Below are 23,641 nucleotides of genomic sequence, written 5' to 3'. Positions count from 1 at the left end.
GCGCAAAGGACGCTGTAACACTTTGAATCACCGCATAATTTTATCCTTACATCGATTCCGATTTAAGGAATGATGCAGTGTTCTAGCCGAGCCGAACCGGGGTTCAGCCGAGATAATCGCGCTTGCCGATCGGAGCACCCTGGCTACGCAGGATGGCGTGGGCCGTCGCGACGTGGAAATAGAAGTTCGGCAGGGCGAAGGTGGCGATATATTCGTCACCTGGCAGTATGATACCGCTCTTTCCCGGCAGGGTGATCTGGCGGGTTTCTGTGCCTTCCAGTGCTTGCGCCGAGAAGCCGGCGAGATAGGCTTCGGTCTTTGCCAGGCGCTCACGCAGGTCGTCGAACGTCGTTTCGTTATCCTCGAACTTCGGGGCGTCGGTCGCCGTCAGGCGGGCGAGCGCAAATTTGGCGGTGTCGCTGGCGCGCTGATACTGGCCGGAGAGCGGCAGCATGTCGGGCGCCAGGCGAGCGGCGACCAATATGGCAGGATCGATATTCTTTTCCTTCGCATAGGCTTCGGCCTTGTCGAGGTAGGTTTTCAGGCTGGCGAGGCCGCGCTGGAACATCGGAACGGTGAGGCGATACATCGAAATGGACATTTGTCCTGTCTCCAAAATCTTCAAATGATTGGGTCGCGGCGAGAGGTCGAAGGCGCCTGCGGCCGTGAGCCTGCCTTCGACCCTGCATAGATGGATGCTCGTTTCGCCTTTCACAACACCGACAATGCGGGTGTCGGTCCTGACGCCCGCATGGCATTGCGCCCTCATCCATATCTCGTCGCCGCTAAAGATACTTGACGTCGTTCCCAGAAAATGGAATGAATATTCCGCAGAGCAGATTTAACGGTTTGTTTGTTCCGTTTTGCGGAGCGCCGCGGGAGAGGTGGCGCTGGGAATTGCGGCTTCAGAGCAAATGCCTGGAGCTCCGGCGTGAGGAGGGTGCAGCCGGGCACCGCTTTGTGGAGGAAGTAAAATGAAAAAGTTTATCCTGGGCACTGCGATGGCGCTCGTCATGTCGACGGCCGCTCACGCAGAAACCGTCGGCGTCTCGATGGCGAAATTCGACGACAATTTCCTGACGGTTCTGCGCAACGGCATGACCGATTATGCAAAGACACTCAGCGGCGTGACGCTGCAGGTTGAAGACGCACAGAACGACGTTTCCAAGCAGCAGAGCCAGATCCAGAATTTCATCGCCTCCAAGGTCGATGCGATCATCGTCAACCCTGTCGATACCGATGCGACCACGGCAATGTCGAAGCTCGCGGCCGATGCCGGCATTCCGCTGGTTTACGTCAACCGTCAGCCGGTCAACGTCGACACGCTGCCGGAGAAGCAGGCCTTCGTTGCTTCCAACGAGCAGGAATCCGGCACACTGGAAACCAAGGAAATCTGCCGCATTCTCGGCGGCAAGGGCAAGGCCGTCGTCATCATGGGCGAGCTTTCCAACCAGGCTGCGCGCATGCGGACGCAGGACATCCATGACGTCATCAAGACGGATGAATGCAAGGGCCTGGAGATCGTCGAAGAGCAGACGGCCAACTGGGACCGCACCCAGGGCGCCGACCTGATGACCAACTGGCTCTCCAGCGGCATCGAATTCGACGCCGTGATCTCCAACAACGACGAAATGGCAATCGGCGCCATCCAGGCGCTGAAGGCGGCCGGCAAGGATATGAGCAAGGTTGTCGTCGGCGGCGTCGACGCCACCCAGGACGCTCTTGCCGCCATGCAGGCAGGTGATCTCGACGTCACGGTGTTCCAGGATGCCGCCGGCCAGGGCAAGGGCTCGCTCGATGCAGCGCTCAAGCTCGCCAAGGGCGAAAAGATCGACAAGAAGGTCTACATTCCCTTCCAGCTCGTGACGCCTGCCAACGTCAAGGACTTCGTCACCAAGAACTGAGGCGAACGCCACACTGGATGCGGGCTTTGCCCGCATCCTTTTCGTTTACCCGTATCCGGAGGAGATGATATGGCCGTCAGCCCGACAACCATGGCCGCCGTGCGCGCGAGCGGCGCAGTCCCGAATGCGGAATATCTCTTGAGTGCCGAGGGTGTCCGCAAGGAATTTCCTGGAGTCGTCGCACTCGACGACGTGCAGTTCCGGCTGAAGCGCGCCTCCGTGCATGCGCTGATGGGCGAAAACGGCGCCGGCAAATCGACATTGATGAAGATCCTCGCCGGCATCTATACGCCCGACAAGGGTGATATTCGCCTGAAAGGGATCGAGATCCAGCTGAAATCTCCGCTCGACGCGCTGGAGAACGGGATTGCCATGATCCATCAGGAACTGAACCTGATGCCGTTCATGACGGTCGCCGAAAATATCTGGATTCGCCGGGAACCGAAGAACCGCTTCGGCTTCATCGATCACGGCGTGATGCACCGCATGACCGAGGAATTGTTTACTCGCCTCAATATCGCCATCGATCCCGATATCGAGGTCCGGTTCCTGTCGGTCGCCAACCGGCAGATGGTCGAGATCGCCAAGGCGGTTTCCTATAATTCCGATGTGCTGATCATGGACGAGCCGACTTCGGCGCTGACGGAGCGCGAGGTTGAGCATCTTTTCCGTATTATCCGCGACCTCAGGGCCCAGGGCATCGGCATCGTCTACATCACCCACAAGATGAACGAGCTTTTCGAGATCGCCGACGAGTTCTCCGTCTTCCGCGACGGCCGATATATCGGCACGCATGCCTCGACCGACGTCACCCGCGACGACATCATCCGCATGATGGTCGGGCGCGAGATCACCCAGATGTTTCCCAAGGAAGAGGTGCCGATCGGCGAGGTCGTGCTCTCCGTCAAGGATCTGTGTCTCAACGGCGTCTTCAAGAACGTCTCCTTCGAGGTCAGGGCCGGTGAAATCCTCGGCGTGGCCGGCCTCGTCGGCTCCGGCCGGTCGAATGTCGCCGAAACGCTGTTTGGGGTGACGCCGGCAAGCTCCGGCTCGATCGAGCTCTATGGCAAGCCGGTGGCCATTTCTTCGCCGACCGAGGCCATCCGCAATCGGATGGCGTTCCTGACCGAAGACCGGAAAGATACCGGCTGCCTGCTGATCCTCGATATTCTCGAGAACATGCAGATCGCCGTTCTGCAGGACAGATATGTCAAGGGCGGCTTCGTGCAGCAGGGCGCAGTCGAGGCAACCTGCGAAGACATGGCAAAAAAGCTGCGCGTGAAAACGCCCAATCTGTACGAGCGGGTGGAAAATCTTTCGGGCGGCAATCAGCAGAAGGTGCTGATCGGGCGCTGGCTGCTCACCGAGCCGCGCATCCTTATCCTCGACGAGCCGACGCGCGGTATCGATGTCGGCGCCAAGGCGGAAATCCACCGATTGGTCACGGAAATGGCGCGAGATGGTGTGGCGGTGGTCATGATCTCGTCCGAGATGCCCGAAGTTCTCGGGATGAGCGACCGCATCATGGTCATGCACGAGGGACGCGTGACCGGTTTCCTCAATCGCGACGAAGCAACGCAGATCAAGGTGATGGAGCTGGCAGCGCAGTGATGCGTTGACGGCGATTGCCCAAGGGAGGTTTGACATGACTACCAAGGCAGCAGAGGGCGCGGCTCCGCTCGCAACCCGGCAAAGGCGGCGGCGCATACCGACGGAACTCAGCATTTTCCTTGTGCTCGTCGGCATCGCGCTCATCTACGAAGTGCTCGGCTGGATGTTCATCGGCCAGAGCTTCCTCATGAATTCGCAGCGTCTGACGATCATGATCCTGCAGGTCTCCGTCATCGGCATCATCGCCGTCGGCGTTACGCAGGTCATCATCACCGGCGGCATCGACCTTTCGTCGGGTTCGGTCGTCGGCATGACGGCGATGATCGCAACAAGCTTCGCCCAGTCGTCGACCTGGGGACGGGCCGTCTTTCCCTCGCTGACCGACCTGCCGGCTTTCGTGCCTATCGTCGTTGGTCTGCTGATCGGGGCGGCCGCCGGCCTCGCGAACGGCGCACTCATCGCCTACACGAAAATCCCTCCGTTCATCGCCACGCTTGGCATGTTCGTTTCGGCCAGAGGCGTGGCGAAGTGGTATACGAAGGGACAGCCGGTTTCCGGGATCACCGAGCAGTTTCATTTCATCGGAACGAAAGCCTGGCCGGTTGTCGTCTTCCTGGTCGTCGCGCTAATCTTTCATATTGCGCTGCGCTATACCCGTTACGGAAAGTTCACCTATGCCATCGGCGCGAATCCGCAGGCTGCGCGTGTTTCCGGCATCAACATCGAGGCGCATCTCGTCAAGGTGTATGTGATTGCCGGATTGCTTGCCGGCCTTGCCGGTATCGTCACGGCGGCACGTGCGGAAACCGCACAGGCCAGCATGGGTGTCGGATATGAACTCGATGCGATCGCCGCGACCGTCATCGGCGGCACCTCGCTCACCGGCGGCGTCGGGCGCATCACCGGCACCGTCATCGGCACCATCATTCTCGGTGTCATGACCTCCGGCTTCACGTTCCTCAGGATCGACGCCTATTACCAGGAGATCGTCAAGGGTCTCATTATCATCGCGGCTGTTGTCATCGACGTCTACAGACAGAAGAAACGCCGCAAGCACTGATCTCCGGCATGCGATGGTTTTCTTGCGGGGGCTTCGGCCCCCGTTTCGTTTTCAGCGCCGACGGATTTCTAAAAAAAGAAGTGGCGAATTCCGTCAGCTTTTCTATTCTGCCGCTTCATTCGCCCGCTCGGGCAGCGCAGGAAGACAGATGCAATTCGTATTTGACGGTCACAACGACGTTCTCCTTCGACTCTGGACACATTCAAAAGACGGCAGCGACCCGATCGCGGAATTCGTAGACGGCACGACGGTCGGCCATATCGATGCGCATCGCGCCAGAGAGGGCGGTCTTTCGGGCGGTCTCTGCGCCATCTACATTCCCTCAGGCGATCTCGTCTTCGCCGATCCGGATGCCGCCGGTCGCTATATCACGCCGATGGCGGCCCCTCTGGATCCGCTGCCTTCTCTTGCCATCGCCAATGAAATGGCCGCGATCGCGCTGCGGCTCGACCAAGCGGGCGCCTGGCGGCTCTGCCGGACGGTGAAGGATATTCGCGGCGCCATGGCGGATAATATTTTTGCCGCCGTCATGCATATGGAAGGCTGCGAGGCGATCGGCGCCGATCTCTCGGCGCTCGAGGTGTTTTATGCGGCGGGGCTGCGCTCGCTCGGGCCGGTCTGGAGCCGGCATAATGTCTTCGGTCACGGCGTGCCCTTCGCCTTCCCGATGTCGCCGGACACGGCGCCCGGTCTCACCGATGCCGGCTTCGCGCTGGTGAGGGAATGCAATCGCCTCGGCGTCATGATCGACCTTGCTCATATCACCGAGAAGGGGTTCTGGGACGTCGCGAAGACGACGGACCAGCCGTTGGTCGCCACTCATTCCAATGCTCACGCGCTGACGCCGGTCGCGCGCAACCTGACGGACAGGCAGCTCGATGCGATCCGCGAAAGCCGCGGGCTCGTCGGCATCAATTATGCCACCGCCATGCTGCGTGCCGACGGCCGATCGGACAGCGATACGCCGCTTGCCGACATGATCCGCCATATCGACTATCTCGTGAACCGCATCGGCATCGACTGCGTGGCGCTCGGATCGGACTTCGACGGGGCCACCATTCCTGAGGAAATCGGTGATGCAGCCGGCAATCAGAAGCTGATTGCCGCTCTCAGAGAGGTTGGCTATGCTAACGCTGACCTGGCAAAACTTGCCCGCGAAAACTGGCTTCGCATTCTGGCCCAAGCTTGGCGGGAGGACCACGCCTAAGCCTTTCGTATCCAATCAAAAAACAGGGGAACAGACCATGATGATGACCAAACTCAGCCGCAATTTTCGCCTGCTTTCCGCGGGAGCCGCTCTTTCGCTCCTGATGATGGCGGCACCCTCCGCCTTCGCCGAGACGCCGAAGGACACGCTGGTCGAAGGATTCGCCATCGACGACATCATCACGATGGATCCGGGCGAGGCTTTTGAGCTTTCGACGGCTGAAATCACCACCAACAGCTACAGCCTGCTTGTTCGTCTCGACATGGACGATACGTCGAAGGTGAAGGGCGATCTTGCCGAGAGCTGGAGCGTTTCCGATGATGGCCTCACCTATACGTTCAAGCTGAAGTCAGGCCTGAAATTTGCCTCCGGCAACCCGGTCACCGCCGAAGACGTCGCCTGGTCGTTCGAGCGCGCCGTCAAGCTCGACAAGAGCCCGGCCTTCATCCTCACCCAGTTCGGCCTGACCGGCGACAACGTCACGGAAAAGGCTAAGGCGGCCGATGCCAATACCTTCGTCTTCACGGTCGACAAGGCCTACGCGCCGAGCTTCGTGCTCAACTGCCTGACGGCAACCGTCGCTTCCGTCGTCGACAAGAAGCTGGTGCTGGAGCATGTGAAGGCGGTGACGCCGGATGCCGAGCACAAATACGACAATGATTTCGGCAATGAGTGGCTGAAGACCGGCTATGCCGGCTCCGGCGCCTATAAGTTGCGCGAATGGCGCGCCAACGAAGTTGTCGTGCTGGAGCGCAACGACAATTATTATGGCGACAAGGCGAAGCTCAACCGCGTCATCTATCGCTACATGAAGGAAAGCTCGGCCCAGCGGCTGGCGCTCGAAGCCGGCGACATCGATATCGCCCGCAACCTCGAGCCGGGCGACATCGACGCTGTTTCGAAGAATGCCGATCTGGCGACAACGAGTGCGCCGAAGGGCACGATTTATTATGTCAGCCTGAACAACAAGAACGAGAACCTGAAAAAGCCGGAAGTCCAGGAAGCCTTCAAGTATCTAGTCGATTACGATGCGATCGGCGCAACCTTGATCAAGGGTATCGGCGAGATCCACCAGACCTTCCTGCCGAAGGGCCAGCTCGGCGCGCTCGATGAGAATCCCTACAAGCTTGATGTCGCCAAGGCCAAGGAACTACTCGCCAAGGCCGGCGTACCCGACGGTTTCTCGATCACCATGGATGTGCGCAACAATCAGCCGGTGACGGGTATTGCCGAATCCATGCAGCAGACGCTGGCGCAAGCCGGCGTCAAGATGGAAATCATCCCCGGCGACGGCAAGCAGACGCTGACCAAGTACCGCGCCCGCACCCACGACATGTATATCGGCCAGTGGGGTTCGGACTATTTCGATCCGAATTCCAATGCCGATACCTTTACCGGCAATCCCGACAATTCCGATGCCGGCACGGTGAAGACGCTCGCATGGCGCAACACCTGGGAAGCGCCGGAGCTCGACAAGCAAGCCAAGGCCGCACTTCTGGAACGCGACGCCGCTAAGCGCGCCGCCATATATCAGGACATCCAGAAGAAGTACCTGGCAAACAGCCCCTTTGTCTTCATCTTCCAGCAGACCGAGGTGGCCGGCTACCGCAAGAGCGTGAAGGACTTCAAGCTGGGTCCGAGCTTCGACACCAATTTCGTCGGTCCGATCGCCAAGGAATAATCCGGCAGGATTGAGTGACTTGAGCACCGTCGAAACAACGCAGGAGGCGCGGCCCCGAAAGGGCCGTGCCGTCGCCTTTGCAAAGGCGGCAGGGCGGTTCCTGTTTGCCGCCGTCACCACCTATTTCGGCCTGCTGGCCGTCACCTTTTTCATCGGCCGCGTCGTGCCGATCGATCCCGTGCTCGCCATCCTCGGCGATCGCGCGCCCAACCATGTCGTCGAGCGCGTACGCCAGGAGATGGGCTTCAACCTGCCGCTCTATCAGCAGTTCTTCATCTATATCAAAGGCATCCTGTCCGGCGATTTCGGTAATTCGGTCCTGACGACCAATCCCGTCATGGTCGATATTCGCCGTGCATTTCCGGCGACGGTCGAGCTTGCGACGCTCGGAACGCTGATTGGCGCTTTCGTCGGCGTGCCGCTCGGTGTTCTCGCCGCGGTGCGTCGCGGCAGCATCGTCGACCAGGTGGTGCGCGTCATCGGTCTGATCGGTTATTCGGTGCCGATCTTCTGGCTGGCGCTGATCTCGCTCGTCATCTTCTATGCGCAACTGCGCTGGGTGGCCTTTCCCGGCCGCATCGACATCGTCTTCGAATATACGTTCACGCCGATCACCGGCTTCTATCTGCTGGACAGTGCCTGGCAGGGGCAATGGGATGTCTTCTACGACGTGTTCCGCCATATCATCCTGCCCGCTTCGCTGCTCGGCTACTTCTCGCTTGCCTATATCAGCCGGATGACGCGCAGCTTCATGCTGAACGAGCTTTCCCAGGAATATATCGTCGCCGTGCGCGCCAAGGGGCTTTCGGAAACGCGGGTGATCTGGGGCCATGCGCTGCGCAATGCCGCCGTGCCGCTCGTTACCGTCATTGCGCTTTCCTATGCCGGCCTGCTGGAAGGATCGGTGCTGACCGAGACTGTCTTTTCCTGGCCGGGCATCGGGCTCTACATCACCAATTCGCTGCAGAATGCCGACATGAATGCCGTGCTCGGCGGCACGATTGTCATCGGTACGGTCTTCATCGGCATCAACCTTCTGTCCGATCTTCTCTACCGGACGCTCGACCCGAGGACGCGAAACCGATGACGGTGACCGCCAGCCCATCCCAGCCGATGAGCCGCCGCGAATGGCTGCTCTCCGACCGGCCGCAATCGCGCCTGCAGGCCCGCCTCGGCCGCACCTATGTTACCTGGCGGCAGTTCACGGCAAACCGACTTGCCGTCGTTGGTCTGCTGATCATCGTGGCGCTGCTTTTCATCGCCGCCTTTGCCGATGTGCTCGCCACACATAATCCGGTGATCGGCGATCTGCGCAATGCCCGCCTGCTGCCGCCCGGCACGGGGGAATTCTGGCTCGGTTCGGATGACCAGGGCCGTGATATCTATTCCCGGCTGATCTACGGATCGCGATTGACGCTGCTTGTCGTTGCGCTCGTCGCCGTCATCTCGGCGCCGATCGGGTTGATCGTCGGCACCGTCTCCGGTTATGCCGGAGGCTGGGTGGATGCGACGCTGATGCGCATCACCGATATTTTCCTTGCCTTTCCGAAGCTGGTGCTGGCGCTCGCCTTCGTCGCAGCCCTCGGTCCCGGCATCCAGAATGCGATCATCGCCATCGCCCTCACATCCTGGCCGCCCTATGCCCGCATCGCGCGCGCCGAGACGCTGGCAGTGCGGCGTTCCGACTATATTTCGGCGGTGAAGCTGATGGGCGCCTCGCCGCTTCGCATTGTCGTGCGCCATGTCATGCCGCTCTGCATTTCCTCGCTGATCGTGCGCGTGACGCTCGACATGGCGGGCATCATCCTGACGGCGGCCGGTCTCGGTTTCCTCGGTCTCGGCGCGCAGCCGCCGCTACCGGAATGGGGTGCGATGATCGCCTCGGGACGGCGCTTCATCCTCGATCAATGGTGGGTCGCGGCGATGCCCGGCATCGCCATCCTCATCGTCAGCCTCGGCTTCAATCTCCTCGGCGACGGCCTGCGCGACGCGCTCGATCCGAAGGAGAGCGGCCAATGACGACACTTCTGACGGTGGACAAGCTCAAGGTCAGCTACCCCACGCGCACAGGCGTGATCGAGGCCGTACGCGGCGTTTCCTTCACTCTCGGCAAGGAAAGGCTCGGCATCGTCGGCGAATCCGGTTCCGGCAAGTCGCAGACCGGACGGGCGATCATGGGCCTGACGCCGAAACACGGCATCGTCACGGCCGACAGGCTTAATTTCAACGGCATCGATCTGATCAACGCCTCCGCCGGCGAAAGACGCAGGCTGCGCGGCAAGCGTATCGCCATGATCCTGCAGGATCCGAAATATTCGCTCGATCCCGTCATGTCGATCGGACGGCAGATCTGCGAAACGCTGCGGACGCATGAGAAGGTCGGCAAGGCGGAGGCGCGCGAGCGCGCGCTCGCCATGCTGGAAGCGGTGCAGATCCGCGACCCGAAACGCGTCTTCGACCTGCATCCGCACGAGGTTTCGGGCGGCATGGGGCAGCGGGCGATGATCGCCATGATGCTGATTGCCGGGCCTGAGCTGCTGATTGCCGACGAGCCGACCTCGGCGCTCGATGTGACGGTGCAACTCGACGTGCTGAGGATCATGGACAAGCTGGTGTCCGAGCGCGGCATGGGGCTGATCTTCGTCTCCCACGATCTAAGGCTGGTCTCTTCCTTCTGCGACCGCATCATCGTCATGTATGCCGGAAAGATCGTCGAGGAGCTGGCGGCGGCCGATCTTAAACATGCGCAGCATCCCTATACGCAGGGATTGCTGAATTGCATGCCCGAGATCGGTGCAAACCGCCATCCGCTGCCGGTGCTCGACCGAAAGCCGGAGTGGGCGGCATGAGCGCAGCTCTCCAAGTCGACAATCTCAGCGTCGTCTACGACCATTTTCATGCCCTGAAGGATGTCAGCATCGCCGTCGAACGCGGCGAATCCTTTGGCCTTGTCGGTGAGTCCGGCTCGGGAAAATCGACCTTGCTGCGGGCCGTTGCCGGACTTGCGCCGGTCAGCGGCGGTGCGATCAATATCGACGGTGAGCCACTGAAGGGCTCGAAGCGCAGCAAAGTTTTCTACCGGCGCGTGCAGATGGTCTTCCAGGATCCTTATGGTTCGCTGCATCCGCGCCAGACGATTGACCGGCTTCTGCTCGAACCGCTTGCAATCCACGGCATCGCCGACGGCGAGAAGCGTATCGCCCGAGCGCTTGACGAGGTCGGCCTCGGCAACGGTTTCCGTTTCCGCTACCCGCACCAGCTCTCCGGCGGCCAGCGCCAGCGCGTGGCGATCGCCCGGGCGCTGATCGTGGAGCCGTCGATCCTGCTGCTCGACGAGCCGACATCGGCACTTGACGCCTCGGTGCAGGCCGAGGTGCTGAACCTGCTGGAGCAGATCCGACGCGACCGCAAGCTCACCTTCGTGATGGTGAGCCATGATCTCGGTGTCGTCACCCATATGTGTGAACGGCTGGCCGTGATGCGCAACGGCGCCGTCGTCGAGCGGTTGAGCTCGCAGGAACTGGCGACGGGTGCGGTTCACGAGGACTATACGAGAAATTTGATGATCGCGAGCAAGGGTTTCGTCAAAGCCTGAAGGTCAATCTTTTCAAACCTTTGAAAAGAAAAGATCGGCGGCGGTGTTAAGGATAATGTTTCCCTAAAAGACGACCATTCGACTAGACTATTGACAGCTGCCTTGCTTCTGTCATGATCCCGTTAACGTTTGTTAGCTTTCGTGATCGATGGAGGTTGAAGCATGTTCTTTCTCGGTGGGATGACCATGGGCTACCTCGATCCTCCCGTAAGAACCGATCGCCGGGAACAGATTTCGGTATCCCTTCCCGCGGAAAAGGACCGTCGGCTGATCGAGGCTTCCTCCAACCCGCCTGAGAACGAGAGTGCCGTCGAGCGCTCGTTGATCTGGGCTTGGCGTACGCTCTGCTAAAAGGGCTGGTTGAATTTTCTCTTCCGTACGCTCTGGACGGAAATTTATCTCTACCTACTTGATAGAGAAAATAAGAATATAAGCGCGAGCCGCACAACCGGCCGCACGAGAACAACGGAGGCGACATATGGCAGATCTGGGTATTTCGCATGCTCACGTGAACCAGTATGGTTCCGTACCGACCAAGAAGCCGCTCACCACGCGCCACAGGCTTCAGACGATGCTCCACGGCGCAATCTTCACCGCGGCATTCCTGTTCGTCGTCGCCATGGTTTGCGGCGTCGTCGGATAATCCGGCGGATGATAAGCGTCGGCAGATGCCGGCGCTGCGGTGGTTTCCGCCTCTATTGAATTCCGGACTATTCAATTTGTCTCGGCATTCTCCTGACACTCGAATGTCAAAAGGAGATTGGTCACGAGATGACTTTTGTTATGGTTGATCGACGTTCCGATCCCCATCATCATTCTTCTCTATTTTTCACGCCATCTGAAGCGTCCCACGGCGGCCTTGATCTTGAGCGCAAGTGGCGTGGGCCGCCAGCCGCCCAAACCGCCGCCAGGCGCATGGTCAGGCAATCATGCGTCTTTCGTTTTTCTGAAATCGAACAGCTCTTGCATTGCCGGAACCAGGTGCCGGCATTTTCGTCATTTCCACTGCCCAGACAAGCTCGCTGGGCGGCGGCGCATGCCTTGCGACTTGAATTTTCCCAAGGATGTCCAAATTTTCGACATGGCTTTCGTGGAGAGGGTATCGATGGTCTCGATCACCCGTCGGGCCGCGTCCTGATCAGGGCTTAGCCCGTTTGCATCGCTTGCCAAGTGTCGTTCACCCCGGCTTCATCGATCTTTGAAGAATAGGGCTCCGTTCATGTAGCAGTCATGATAAGCAGTGCAAAAGGCTGAGCAAAACAGCCATAACTTCGTTTGGATCCAGAACCGAACCCATGTCTATTTCAAATCTTTCTCCGAGCCTTTCGCGCGAACCCGAGACGAAGCAGATCGATCATAACGATTCGATCCGCTCGACCTATCTTTCCATCGAGGACATCAAGGCGATGGGCGATGCGGTCGCCCGCAACGGCGTCGACAAGCTGCCGGCTTTCGCCCCCTTCGATTTCTTTGCGCGTCATAAGGAAAACGAGAAGGAAATCCTGCGCGTCTACCGGACCACTGCGACCGATGTCGAGGCCGGCGAGACCATCACGCCGGCGGCAGAATGGCTGCTGGATAATCACTATATCGTCGAAGAGGCGATCCAAGAGGTGCGGCGCGACTTCCCCCGCCGCTTCTATCGCGAATTGCCGACCATGGTCGTCGGCGGCGTCGAAGTGCCGCGCACCCTCGTGCTTGCCTGGCTCTATGTCGCCCATACCCACAGCACGACCTCGCAGGAAAGTCTGACGGCGCTGGTCGATGGCTTCCAGGCCAGCGAGACGCTCAGGATCGGCGAACTCTGGGCGTTGCCCTCCCTCGTGCGCTATGTGCTCGTGGAAAACCTTCGCCGTATTTCAAGCCGTGTCGAAGCCAGCCGCCGCCTGCGCCGCCGCGCCAACGAGGCGGCCGACGAATTGGTGCGCCTGACCGACCCAGCCGGGGCGGCCGCCTATCTGAAGACGCTGGAACCGCTTGCCGAGGACAATACCTTCTCGACGCAGTTCCTCTACCGCCTGCGCGACGGTTCGCAGACGTCGAGCCTGGCGATCACCTGGCTCGACGAGCGGCTGGAGGAGCTCGGCCGCAACACCGAAGAGGCGACGACGGCCGAACACAGCCGGCTGTCTTCCGGCAACGTGACGATGGGCAACATCATCCGCAGCCTTCGCGAGATCGATGATGCCGAATGGTCGGTCTGGGTCGAGCAGGTCAGCCATGTCGACAAGCTCCTCTGGGAGCATTCGGATTACGGCATCCTCGATTCCGGCTCGCGCAACAAATATCGCAAACAGATCGAGAAGCTGGCCAAGCGCTCGCCGCTGTCGGAAATGGAAATCGCCCAGCTGGCGCTCGACATGACCGATGCCGCCAAGGCCTCCGGCGAGCCGCAGCCGCATGAACCGAATGTCGGTGGCTTCCTGTCGGGCGCGCAGCGGCCGAAACTCGAAGCACGGGCGAACTATCGCCCGACAGTCATCCAGCATTTCGTGCGTGCCGTGCGCCGGTTCAACTGGCTGGCGATTGCCGTGCCTGTCATGCTGCTGACGGTCATCGCCATGGCGATCGTCGGCAAATTCATGGCGAATGCCGGCATGGGTGCGATCGAAATCGCCCTGCTGTTGATCATGTTCTCAGTGCCGGCATCGGAGGGGGCGACAGGTCTCTTCAACACCGTGCTGTCCTTCTTCGTGACGCCAGCGCGCCTCGTCGGCTACGAATTCAAGGAAGGCATTCCGGAGGATGCGCGCACGCTGCTCGTCGTGCCCTGCCTGATCTCGAACCGCGACAGCGTCGACGACCACGTGCGCAATCTCGAGGTTCATTATCTCGCCAATCCGCGCGGCGAGATCTATTTCGCGATGCTCAGCGACTGGCCGGATAGCGAGGCCGAGGAAACGCCCGCCGATCTCGAGGTCCTCGATTATGCCAGGCGCGAGATCGCCAATCTCTCCGCCCGCTATGCCTATGATGGCAAGACGCGTTTCTATCTGTTGCATCGCCGTCGCCTCTATAATCCCTCGGAAGGCGTCTGGATGGGCTGGGAGCGCAAGCGCGGCAAGCTGCACGAGCTGAACATGCTTCTGCGCGGCGACCGCGACACGACCTATCTGCCGGGCGCCAATGCGGTGCCGGCCAATGTGCAATATGTCATGACGCTCGATGCCGATACGCGCCTGATGCGCGATGCCGTCACCAAGCTCGTCGGCAAGCTCTATCATCCGATCAACCGCCCGGTCATCAACCCGAAAACCGGCCGCGTCGAAAGTGGTTATGGCGTACTGCAGCCGCGGGTTACTCCGTCGCTGACGACGGGCAAGGACGCGTCGGTCTTCCAGCGCGTCTTTTCGATCAACCGCGGCCTCGATCCTTATGTCTTCACCGTTTCCGACGTCTATCAGGATCTCGCGGGCGAAGGCACATTCACCGGCAAGGGCCTTTATCAAGTCGATGCCTTCGAAGCGTCTCTGAAGGGCCGGATCGACGAGAACTCCGTGCTCAGCCACGATCTTCTTGAAGGCTCGATGGCGCGTTGCGCGCTCGTCACCGATCTCGAGCTGGTGGAGGATTTCCCGATCCGGTACGAGGTGGAAACCTCGCGCCAACATCGCTGGGCGCGCGGCGACTGGCAGCTTCTCCCCTACATGTTCAATCCGAATTACGGCGTCACGGCACTCGGCCGCTGGAAGATGTTCGACAATCTGCGCCGTTCGCTGACGCCGATCGCCTGGTTCTTCGCTTCCGTGCTCGGCTGGTATTTCATGGGTCCGCTCGGCGCGCTTATCTGGCAGATTCTGCTGATCTTCTGCCTCTTCGTTGCGCCGACGCTGTCGCTCATCAACGGCATCATCCCGCGCACCAGCGATATCATCGCCCGCGCCCATCTCTATACGGTCTGGTCCGATATCACGGCCGCCAATGCGCAGGTTGCGTTGCGCATCGTCTTCATCGCCGATTCGGCTTGCATGATGGCGGATGCGATCGGCCGTTCGCTCTATCGCCTCTTCGTCAGCCGCAAGCTGATGCTGCAGTGGCGGACCGCCGCCAGCGTTCAGGCCGGCGGCCAGGGCACGTTGATTTCCTACTACAAGGCGATGTGGCATGCGCCGGCGTTGGCGCTGCTGGCGCTCGGTTTTGCAGCCCTTCCCGGCGACAACGCCTTCCTCGTCGGCATTCCCTTCGCGCTGCTGTGGATGTTCTCGCCGGTGGTGGCCTGGTATGTCAGCCAGTCGGCTGAGACCGAGGATCGGCTCGAGGTTGCCGATTCCGTGTCGAGCGAACTGCGCAAGATCGCCCGGCGCACCTGGCGCTATTTCGAAACCTTCACGACGGCCGAGCAGAATTATCTGCCGCCGGACAATATCCAGGAAACGCCGCATGTGATCGTTGCGGCGCGCACCTCGCCGACCAATATCGGCGTCTATCTGCTTTCCGTCGTTTCCGGCCGGCATTTCGGCTGGTTCTCCTTCGAGGAGACGCTCGAGCGGCTGGAGCAGACGATCGCGACGATCGACAAAATGGAGAAATTCCGCGGCCATCTGTTCAACTGGTATCACACCGATACGCTGCAGACGCTTGGGCCCCGTTATGTCTCGGCCGTCGACAGCGGCAATCTCGCCGGTCATCTGATCGCGATTTCGTCGGCCTGTCGCAACTGGGCCGAGGCGCCGTCCGCCCATATGCAGGGCAATCTCGACGGCGTCGGCGACACGGCCGGCATTCTCGGCGAAGTGCTGGCGGACCTGCCCGATGACCGCAAGACCGTGCGCCCGCTGCGCCGGCGCCTGGAGGAGCGCATCGTCGGCTTCCAGAACGCGCTTGCCGCCGTCAAGCGCGAGCATGAATTCGCTTCGATCCGCATCATCAACCTCGCCGTTCTCGCACGCGACATCGAGAAACTCGCCGCCAATCTCGACCATGAGGTCAAGTCGAAGCAGAGCGAAGAGGTCACCCTGTGGGCGGCATCGCTGGTGAAGGTCTGCGAGGCGCATATATCAGACAGCACCTTCGATCTTTCCAAAGTCGATGCGCTGAGGCCACGCCTGGTGGCGCTGCGCGACAAGGCGCGCGATCTCGCCTTCTCGATGGATTTCGGCTTCCTGTTCCGGCCGGAGCGGCGCCTGCTGTCGATCGGCTACCGCGTCGAAAGCGGCGAACTCGACCAGGCCTGTTATGATCTTCTCGCCTCGGAATGCCGCCTGACCAGTCTCTTCGGCATCGCCAAGGGCGACCTGCCGACGGAACACTGGTATCGCCTCGGCCGCCAGGTCGTGCCTGTGGGGTCACGCGGCGCGCTGGTCTCCTGGTCCGGCTCGATGTTCGAATATCTGATGCCGCCGCTCGTCATGCAGGAACGCGGGGGGGGTATCCTCAACCAGACCAACAATCTGGTCGTCATCGAACAGATGAACTATGCCCGCAAGCTCGGTATTCCCTGGGGCATTTCGGAAGCGGCCTTCAATGCCCGCGACCACAACCTCAATTATCAGTACACGAATTTCGGCGTGCCGACGCTCGGCCTGAAGCGCGGCCTCGGCCACAATGCCGTCATCGCGCCTTACGCATCGTTGCTCGCCAGCCAGTACGACCCGCCGGCCGCGCTCGAAAACCTGCAGAGGCTGCGCAAGGTCGGGGCGCTCGGCAAGTTCGGCTTCCACGACGCCGTCGACTTCACGCCGACGCGCGTGCCGGAAGGCAAGAAATGCGCGGTAGTTTACAACTATTATGCCCACCATCACGGCATGTCGATCGCGGCGGTCGCCAACGTCGCCTTCAACGGTCATCTGCGCGAGCTCTTCCACTCCGATCCCGTCATCGAGGCAGCAGAGCTGCTGCTGCAGGAAAAGGCGCCGCGCGACATTCCGGTCATGAGCGGCAAGCATGAATCCGACACGCCGGCCAGCATCCAGGACGATCTCCTGCGGCCGGAGCTCAGGAAGATCAGCGATCCGGCTTCGCGCGACCGCGAGCTCGTGTTCCTGTCGAACGGTCATTATTCGCTGATGCTGACGGCGACGGGTGCTGGTTATTCCCGCTGGAACGGCCTTTCCGTTTCCCGCTGGAAAGCCGATCCGACCGAAGACCGCTGGGGCAGCTTCATCTTCCTGCGCGATACCGCCACCAACGAATGGTGGTCGACGACATCAGAGCCGAAGGGTGTCGAAGGCGAAAAGATCAAGGTCGAATTTGCCGACGAGAAGGCGCAGTTCACCAAGACGGTCGGTGACCTCACAAGCGAGGTGGAATGCATCATCGCGACCGAGCATGATGCCGAGGCCCGCCGCGTCACCCTGCTCAACATGGGCACGGAAGACCGTTTCATCGAGGTCACCTCCTATCTCGAACCGGTGATCACCTCCGACGATACCGACAATGCGCATCCGGCATTCGCCCGCATGTTCGTCAAGACCGAGATCGGCAAGCGCGGCGACGTCATCCGCGCCGAACGCAACAAGCGCGACCCGAACGAGCCGAACATCAGCATCGCACATCTGATCGTCGACAATGCCGGCGACACCCGCCATACCGAATTCGAGACCGACCGGCGCAAGTTCATCGGCCGTGGCCGCAGCCTTGCCGATGCGGCGGCCTTCGATCCGGGCGCTACGCTTTCCGGCAGCGACGGTTTCATGCTCGATGCCGTCATGTCGCTGCGTCGCACCGTCCGCGTGCCGGCCGGCAAGAAAGTCAGCGTGATCTTCTGGACGATCGCCGCGCCAAGCCGCGACGAAGTCGACAAGGCGGTCAATCGCTACCGTCATCCCGACGCCTTCACCCACGAGCTCGTTCAGGCCTGGACACGCACGCAGGTGCAGATGCGCCATGTCGGCGTCACCTCGCAGCAGGCGGCGGCCTTCCAGCATCTCGGACGCTATCTCGTCTATCCCGATATGCAACTGCGCAAGGACGAGGCGACCGTCGAGGCCGGCTTGCAGTCGCAATCGGCGCTCTGGCCGCTGGCAATCTCCGGCGACTTCCCGATCTTCACGCTGCGCATCAACGACGACATGGATCTCGACATCGCCCGCGAGGCGCTGCTGGCGCAGGAATATCTGCGCTCGCGCGGCGTCACCGCCGATCTCGTCATCATGAACGAACGCGCTTCTTCCTATGCGCAGGACATGCAGCATGCACTCGACGCCATGTGCGAGAACGTCCGTCGCATGGGCCAGGCAGACGGATTGCGCCAGCATATCTTTGCGGTTCGCAAGGACTTGATGGAGGAGAGCACCTATCGCGCGCTGATCGCGGCTTCGCGTGTCACGCTGCATACCAAGAACGGCAAGGTGGTCGACCAGATCAACCGCGCCGTGGCGCTGTTTGCACCCTCCAAGGAGGAACTGCAGGAGAACGAACGGGCCGAGCGCAACAAGCCGCCTGTCAAGCGTGTTGCACCTGTGCCACCGCCTGTCGTGCCCGCCGTCGTCATCGAGGAGGAAGGCGATCTCGACTTCTGGAACGGCATCGGCGGCTTTGCCCGCGATGGGCGTGAATATGTCGTTCGCCTGCCCGGAGGTCATGCGACGCCGCAGCCCTGGATCAATGTCATCTCCAATGACAGATTCGGCTTCCACGTGTCGGCGGAGGGCGCCGGATTCACCTGGAGCGCCAATTCACGCGACTATCAGCTGACCTCTTGGTCAAACGATACCGTGGTCAACCGTTCGGGCGAGGCGTTCTATCTCGCCGATCTCGACAGCGGTGCCGTCATGACGCCGTTCGCAGCGCTTTCCCGCCGGCCGGACATCCGTTTCGAAGCCCGCCACGGGCTCGGCTATTCCGTCTTCTCCAGCGTTCAGCACGAGATCGCGCTCGAGCTGACGCAGACGGTCGACCGCGAAAAGCCGGTGAAACTGCAGCGCCTGCGCTTGCGCAACACCGGTTCGACCAGCCGCAGGCTGCGTCTCTACGGCTATGTCGAATGGATCCTCGGCAGCAATCCGGCGCGCACGGTGCCCTTCATCCTGTCGAGCCATGATGAGGAGACGGGAGCGCTGTTTGCCACCAATCCCTACAGCATCGATTTTTCCAACCGCACTGCCTTCTTCGCGGCGAGCGAGACGCCTTCTAGCTTCTCGGCAAGCCGGCGCGAATTCATCGGCAAGGCGGGAACGATCCAGGCGCCGCAGTCCGTCATCTCCGCCGCCGCCCTTTCCGGCGCGACCGAACTCGATGGTGATCCGGCCGCGGCTCTTGCGATCGACATCGAACTTAACGCCGGCGAGGAGCGCGACTTCACCTTCTTCCTCGGCGATACGCCGACGGAAGAAGAAGCGCGCACTGTCATCGCCGATATTCGCAAGGCTTCGTTCGACGAGACTGTCGAGGCGAACCGCGCCTTCTGGCGGGACTTCACCGGCAGGCTGCAGATATCGACGCCGGATCGCGGGATGAACAATCTCGTCAATACCTGGCTGCCTTATCAGAGTCTCGGCTGCCGCATCATGGCCCGCACCGCCTTCTACCAGGCAAGCGGTGCCTTCGGCTTCCGCGACCAGCTGCAGGACACGCTGGCCTTCGTGCTGCACGAACCCTCGCTTGCCCGCCGGCAGATCCTGAATGCTGCTTCGCGCCAGTTCCGCGAAGGCGACGTGCAACATTGGTGGCTGCCGGGAACGGGTGCGGGCGTGCGCACGCTGATTTCGGACGACGTCGTCTGGCTTGCTTACGCGATCCATCACTATTGCACCGTCACCGGCGACAAAAACGTCCTCGACGAGGAGATCGCTTTCCTGGAAGGGCCGGCACTGCTCGAAGGCCAGCACGACTCGTTCTATAAGCCGGAGATTTCTGAGGACAAGGCAAGCGTCTACGAACACGCGGCGTTGGCGCTCGATCTCGCCATCGCCCGCAAGGGGGCCAACGGCCTGCCGCTGTTTCTTGGCGGCGACTGGAACGATGGCATGAACCGCGTCGGCATCGGCGGGCGCGGCACCAGCGTCTGGCTCGGCTGGTTCCTGGCGGGCGCATTGCGCTCCTTCATTCCCTATGCCGAAGAGCGCGGCGACACGGCCCGTGCAGAGCGCTGGTCGGTGCATCTCACCGAGCTGAAGAAGGCGCTCGAAACTGCGGCCTGGGATGGCGGCTACTATCGCCGCGGCACGTTCGACGACGGTGCGCTGCTCGGCTCCAGGGAAAGCCCCGAATGCCGGATCGATTCGATCGCGCAGTCCTGGAGCGTTCTGTCCGGCGAGGGCGATCCTGCCCGCGCCGTCACGGCGATGGATGCGGTGCTCGATCAGCTGGTCGACGAGGATGCCCGCATCATCCGGCTGTTCACGCCGCCTTTCGTCAATTCCGCCAGGGATCCCGGCTATATCAAGGCCTATCCGCCGGGTGTGCGCGAAAACGGCGGGCAATATACCCATGCCGCGACCTGGGTCGTGATGGCGCTGGCGGAGCTGAAGCGGGGCGACGATGCCTTCCGCTGCTTCCAGATCCTCAACCCAATCACCCATGCGCTCGACAAGGCTTCAGCGGAGCAATACCGCGTCGAACCCTATGTCGTGGCGGCCGACGTCTACGGAAACGAGCCTTATACGTCGCGCGGCGGCTGGACCTGGTATACCGGGTCTGCCGGCTGGCTCTACCGCGCCGCCGTCGAGGGCATCCTCGGTATCCGGCTGAAGGACGGCCGGCTCTATGTGCGCCCGTCGCTCCCGTCGGAATGGGACGGTTTTGCGGCAGAGGTGGAGCAGGGCGACGGCAAATACCGCATTTCGGTCTCAAAAGCGTCCAATGACAGCGGCTACACTCTGTCGATAAACGGCTGCGAAGTCACCGATCCCGAAGAGGGATATCCGCTCGGATAACAGCGTTCTCCACGCTGAAAAACACGGCGATTCGCGACGGCCAAAAGGGAACCCTTTTGGCCGTCGTCGCGTTTGCAAATCGGATAATAAGGAGAGACCAATGGCAAGCACGCCGACCCACGCTATCGTCACGGGGCGCAGTTCCCTATCCGCAGCTGCGCCAGTGCGTGATACGAGGCTCGACGTCTTGCGCGGCGTGGCCCTGATCATGATCTTCATCAATCATGTTCCCGGACAGATCTTCGAATATGTGACGACGAAGAATTTCGGCTTCTCCGATGCCGCCGAGGCCTTCGTGCTGATCTCGGGCATTGCCGTCGGCCTTGCCTATGGGGGCCGCTTCCAGCCGGGCAACCGGCTCACGGTGGCGATCAAGGCGGCAAAGCGCGCCTTCACGCTCTATCTCGCCCATATGATCACCACCTTCATGACGCTGGCGCTCTTCATCTGCGGTGCCTGGCTGTTCCATCGGCCGGGATTGCTGGTCGAAATCAATATCCTGGCGGTTCTGATGAACCTGAAGGAAGGCATTCCGGCGCTGCTCCTGCTCGGCCACCAGATCGGCTACAACAATATCCTGCCGATGTACGGGGCGCTGATGCTGATGGTGCCGATCATCCTGCTGTTGAATGCGCGCAGCCCTTGGCTGGCGCTCGGCGTCTCGGGCACGGTCTGGCTGCTTGCGGGCATCTACGAAGTGGCACCGCACAACATGCTGATCGAGGGCTACTGGTTCCTCAATCCGCTCTCCTGGCAGTTCCTGTTTTCGATCGGCATCGTCTCGATGCTGCATATCAAGCGCGGCGGCACGATCCCGCAGCATCCGCTGCTGCTGACGGCCGCTGCCGGTTACGTCATCTTGTCCTTCGTCTGGGTGACCGGCCATCTCTGGATTTTCGGCAACTCGCTGGCAGCCCTTGGCCTGCCGCCTGTCATCACAGGTTTCGACAAGACCTTCCTGTCGCTGCCGCGGCTGCTGCATGTGCTGGCGCTGACCTATCTCGTTATCAGCATCCCGGCACTCTCGCGTATCCTGCGCCGTCCTGCGGACCATCCGCTGACGATCCTCGGCCGCCATTCGCTGAACATTTTCGTTGCCGGCACCATCCTTGCGATGATCGGCCAGGTGGTGCTCTACATCACCAACAAGGACCAACTGGTCGGTCCGCTCTTCGTGATCGCTGGGGTCGCGACACAATTCGCCTATGCCTATTATCTCGAGCGCAAGCGCCAGCAGGGAAAGGTCAAGGGGAAACTTGTCGCCGATACCGCCACCATCCCGGTTCCCGTCCGCATTGGCGGGACGGCAAATGCCTATCGTCGGAACGATCGGAAATAAGCATCGGGTTTGCCCGACATGAAGAAGCCGGCGGCCGATGGCCGCCGGCTCAATTTTTATGAACGAGGATGTTCACCAACTTGCCGAAGGGATCGCGCACGTAAAAGCGCCTGACGCCCCAAGGCTCGTCGGCCGGGCCGTATTCGATGGGGAAGCCTGAGGCCGACATCGCCTCGAAAGCGGCATCGAGGTCGTCGACCTCGATCGAGAGGTCGGGCACCTCAGTTCCGGACCCGCCTTCGCTGGCGATACTGAGTTGAACGTTCATCGAACGCGCGGCGCCGAACGTCGTGATCCAGCCGTGATCCATGATGACGTCAAGACCGAAGGATATCCTGATAGAAGCGCCGGGCCGGGGTGATATCCGGTGCCTGGATATTGGCGACGATGCGCAGGACCTTCATGGCTTCGCTCCCCGTTGCTCTTTGACTGGCGGAGGCTAGGGGAGATCGGGGCGGGGATCAATCGTCCAAGCCCTGCGGAGACATTGCGGCGTTGGATATCCCTCGGCCATGCCGGGCATCTCCCCGACGGCCTTGATACATAGCTGTCAGATGTTCGGAGACATGTCTGACACTTCCGTGATGATTTCTCGGGAGGTCGGCATGGTCTGGTCTGGCGGAGAGATGCCCGGCAGGTACGACACTGTCTCTAGATTTTCGGGAAGGGTTTGAGGGGATGACCGCCTCGGCCTTCGTCTTCGCGATCGTTGCGCGCAAGGCATTGCTGTCATACGCTTTATCGCCGAGAATGCCTGACCTGTCTGGTTATTGAGAAGAGCGGCAGCTTGCGTGATCTCGCCGACTTGGCCGGCCGTCACGATAAAGCGCAGGGGACGCCCGAGCGCATCGGCCAGCATATGGATCTGGTCGTCAGTCCACCTCTGGAACGCCCCAGCGCCTGATCCTTGGCCCACCTTTTCCGCTCGCTGCCTGTTGATGGGCGCGCATGATGGTACTGTCGATCATTAAGTACTGATTGTCCCGGTCAGCAATGAGGGCATCAAAGACCAGCTCCCATACGCCGGCATGGCACCAGCGACTGAACCGGCGGTGGACCGTCTTCCACTTGCCATAGCGCTCCGGCAGGTGCTGCCAGTGTGCGCCCGAGCGCAGTATCCACAAACACCCGTTCACAAACAACCGGTTATCTACCCCCGTCCGACCCGGATCGCTGGCCTTACCTGGTAACAAAGGCGCAATTCTCGACCATTGCGCCTCGTTCAACTCGTATCGCTTCACTCCCATCAAAGGCCTCCGTGCTGCACACGATACCCCATGAATCAGTGATCAACCGATTTGGGAATCCTGAGTGTCGATTGGTCCTCAGTCCCAGAGCAAACAAAAAAGGCCGGAAGGAGTTACCTTCCGGCCTTCAGACTGCTGACAAACCCCTGGCACCGTCCAGGGGTTTGTGATTCATTGGGACA

General features: G+C 60.9%; 15 protein-coding genes and 2 pseudogenes. 14 read left to right on the top strand and 3 right to left on the bottom strand.

What is annotated here, in order from left to right:
- Positions 1–103 precede the first annotated feature (103 nt).
- Complete coding sequence (locus tag C3Y91_RS34025; protein WP_024320512.1) at positions 104–601, bottom strand: DUF1993 domain-containing protein; 498 nt, start codon at positions 599–601, stop codon at positions 104–106.
- A 373-nt stretch (positions 602–974) separates the two neighbouring features.
- Between C3Y91_RS34025 and C3Y91_RS34020 the strand changes: the two genes are divergently transcribed.
- The 14 genes from C3Y91_RS34020 (at position 975) to C3Y91_RS33955 (ending at position 22,212) form a co-directional block, all read left to right on the top strand.
- Positions 975–1,904, top strand: a complete 930-nt coding sequence (locus tag C3Y91_RS34020; protein ID WP_168576324.1) for a sugar ABC transporter substrate-binding protein — start codon at positions 975–977, stop codon at positions 1,902–1,904.
- A 69-nt stretch (positions 1,905–1,973) separates the two neighbouring features.
- On the top strand, positions 1,974–3,515 hold the full coding sequence (locus C3Y91_RS34015) for a sugar ABC transporter ATP-binding protein (RefSeq protein WP_018071950.1): 1,542 nt from the start codon (positions 1,974–1,976) through the stop codon (positions 3,513–3,515).
- 34 nt (positions 3,516–3,549) lie between these two features.
- Positions 3,550–4,575: an ABC transporter permease gene (locus C3Y91_RS34010; protein WP_012759467.1), complete on the top strand. Its 1,026-nt coding sequence runs from the start codon at positions 3,550–3,552 to the stop codon at positions 4,573–4,575.
- A 148-nt stretch (positions 4,576–4,723) separates the two neighbouring features.
- Positions 4,724–5,782, top strand: a complete 1,059-nt coding sequence (locus C3Y91_RS34005; protein WP_018071952.1) for a dipeptidase — start codon at positions 4,724–4,726, stop codon at positions 5,780–5,782.
- A 37-nt stretch (positions 5,783–5,819) separates the two neighbouring features.
- Positions 5,820–7,463: an ABC transporter substrate-binding protein gene (locus C3Y91_RS34000; RefSeq protein WP_018448346.1), complete on the top strand. Its 1,644-nt coding sequence runs from the start codon at positions 5,820–5,822 to the stop codon at positions 7,461–7,463.
- 19 nt (positions 7,464–7,482) lie between these two features.
- Positions 7,483–8,550, top strand: a complete 1,068-nt coding sequence (locus tag C3Y91_RS33995; RefSeq protein WP_018071954.1) for an ABC transporter permease — start codon at positions 7,483–7,485, stop codon at positions 8,548–8,550.
- Positions 8,547–9,482 (top strand): ABC transporter permease, encoded by a 936-nt coding sequence (locus C3Y91_RS33990; protein ID WP_075225356.1) that lies wholly within the window; start codon positions 8,547–8,549, stop codon positions 9,480–9,482. Before C3Y91_RS33995 ends, C3Y91_RS33990 begins: the two co-directional genes overlap by 4 nt.
- A complete protein-coding gene (locus C3Y91_RS33985) occupies positions 9,479–10,312 on the top strand; it encodes an ABC transporter ATP-binding protein (protein ID WP_018071956.1) in 834 nt (277 codons plus the stop codon). The genes C3Y91_RS33990 and C3Y91_RS33985 overlap by 4 nt, the downstream gene beginning before the upstream one ends.
- Complete coding sequence (locus C3Y91_RS33980) at positions 10,309–11,058, top strand: ABC transporter ATP-binding protein (protein WP_026170895.1); 750 nt, start codon at positions 10,309–10,311, stop codon at positions 11,056–11,058. The genes C3Y91_RS33985 and C3Y91_RS33980 overlap by 4 nt, the downstream gene beginning before the upstream one ends.
- A 162-nt stretch (positions 11,059–11,220) precedes the next feature.
- The gene (locus tag C3Y91_RS33975) at positions 11,221–11,409 is read left to right on the top strand and encodes a hypothetical protein (protein WP_018071958.1); all 189 of its coding nucleotides are present in this window, start codon (positions 11,221–11,223) and stop codon (positions 11,407–11,409) included.
- Positions 11,410–11,536: 127 nt separating this feature from the next.
- The gene (locus C3Y91_RS33970; protein WP_003543858.1) at positions 11,537–11,701 is read left to right on the top strand and encodes a hypothetical protein; all 165 of its coding nucleotides are present in this window, start codon (positions 11,537–11,539) and stop codon (positions 11,699–11,701) included.
- 128 nt (positions 11,702–11,829) lie between these two features.
- The gene (locus C3Y91_RS33965; RefSeq protein ID WP_163884889.1) at positions 11,830–12,207 is read left to right on the top strand and encodes a hypothetical protein; all 378 of its coding nucleotides are present in this window, start codon (positions 11,830–11,832) and stop codon (positions 12,205–12,207) included.
- A 146-nt stretch (positions 12,208–12,353) separates the two neighbouring features.
- Positions 12,354–20,873 (top strand): glycoside hydrolase family 94 protein, encoded by an 8,520-nt coding sequence (locus C3Y91_RS33960; protein WP_168576323.1) that lies wholly within the window; start codon positions 12,354–12,356, stop codon positions 20,871–20,873.
- A gap of 100 nt (positions 20,874–20,973) precedes the next feature.
- Entirely contained in the window at positions 20,974–22,212 is a 1,239-nt protein-coding gene (locus tag C3Y91_RS33955; RefSeq protein WP_130656643.1) for an OpgC family protein, read from the top strand.
- A gap of 49 nt (positions 22,213–22,261) precedes the next feature.
- On the opposite strand, the pseudogene C3Y91_RS33950 reads toward C3Y91_RS33955, so the two are convergent.
- Positions 22,262–22,616 (bottom strand): annotated as a pseudogene (locus tag C3Y91_RS33950) (VOC family protein).
- A 246-nt stretch (positions 22,617–22,862) separates the two neighbouring features.
- Positions 22,863–23,453 (bottom strand): annotated as a pseudogene (locus C3Y91_RS38285) (IS5 family transposase); the annotation flags it as partial.
- Positions 23,454–23,641 lie beyond the last annotated feature (188 nt).

The organism is Rhizobium ruizarguesonis (assembly GCF_012349115.1).
GTDB lineage: Bacteria > Pseudomonadota > Alphaproteobacteria > Rhizobiales > Rhizobiaceae > Rhizobium > Rhizobium ruizarguesonis.
The sequence above is the reverse complement of the archived record's forward strand: the minus strand, read 5'-3'. Positions and strand labels throughout refer to the sequence as shown.

Bases quoted from the DNA above. Each gene is read 5' to 3' on its own strand.
- C3Y91_RS34025 (WP_024320512.1), bottom strand. From the start codon at position 601: ATGTCCATTTCGATGTATCGCCTCACCGTTCCGATGTTCCAGCGCGGC.
- C3Y91_RS34020 (WP_168576324.1), top strand. From the start codon at position 975: ATGAAAAAGTTTATCCTGGGCACTGCGATGGCGCTCGTCATGTCGACG.
- C3Y91_RS34015 (WP_018071950.1), top strand. From the start codon at position 1,974: ATGGCCGTCAGCCCGACAACCATGGCCGCCGTGCGCGCGAGCGGCGCA.
- C3Y91_RS34010 (WP_012759467.1), top strand. From the start codon at position 3,550: ATGACTACCAAGGCAGCAGAGGGCGCGGCTCCGCTCGCAACCCGGCAA.
- C3Y91_RS34005 (WP_018071952.1), top strand. From the start codon at position 4,724: ATGCAATTCGTATTTGACGGTCACAACGACGTTCTCCTTCGACTCTGG.
- C3Y91_RS34000 (WP_018448346.1), top strand. From the start codon at position 5,820: ATGATGATGACCAAACTCAGCCGCAATTTTCGCCTGCTTTCCGCGGGA.
- C3Y91_RS33990 (WP_075225356.1), top strand. From the start codon at position 8,547: ATGACGGTGACCGCCAGCCCATCCCAGCCGATGAGCCGCCGCGAATGG.
- C3Y91_RS33985 (WP_018071956.1), top strand. From the start codon at position 9,479: ATGACGACACTTCTGACGGTGGACAAGCTCAAGGTCAGCTACCCCACG.
- C3Y91_RS33980 (WP_026170895.1), top strand. From the start codon at position 10,309: ATGAGCGCAGCTCTCCAAGTCGACAATCTCAGCGTCGTCTACGACCAT.
- C3Y91_RS33975 (WP_018071958.1), top strand. From the start codon at position 11,221: ATGTTCTTTCTCGGTGGGATGACCATGGGCTACCTCGATCCTCCCGTA.
- C3Y91_RS33970 (WP_003543858.1), top strand. From the start codon at position 11,537: ATGGCAGATCTGGGTATTTCGCATGCTCACGTGAACCAGTATGGTTCC.
- C3Y91_RS33965 (WP_163884889.1), top strand. From the start codon at position 11,830: ATGACTTTTGTTATGGTTGATCGACGTTCCGATCCCCATCATCATTCT.
- C3Y91_RS33960 (WP_168576323.1), top strand. From the start codon at position 12,354: ATGTCTATTTCAAATCTTTCTCCGAGCCTTTCGCGCGAACCCGAGACG.
- C3Y91_RS33955 (WP_130656643.1), top strand. From the start codon at position 20,974: ATGGCAAGCACGCCGACCCACGCTATCGTCACGGGGCGCAGTTCCCTA.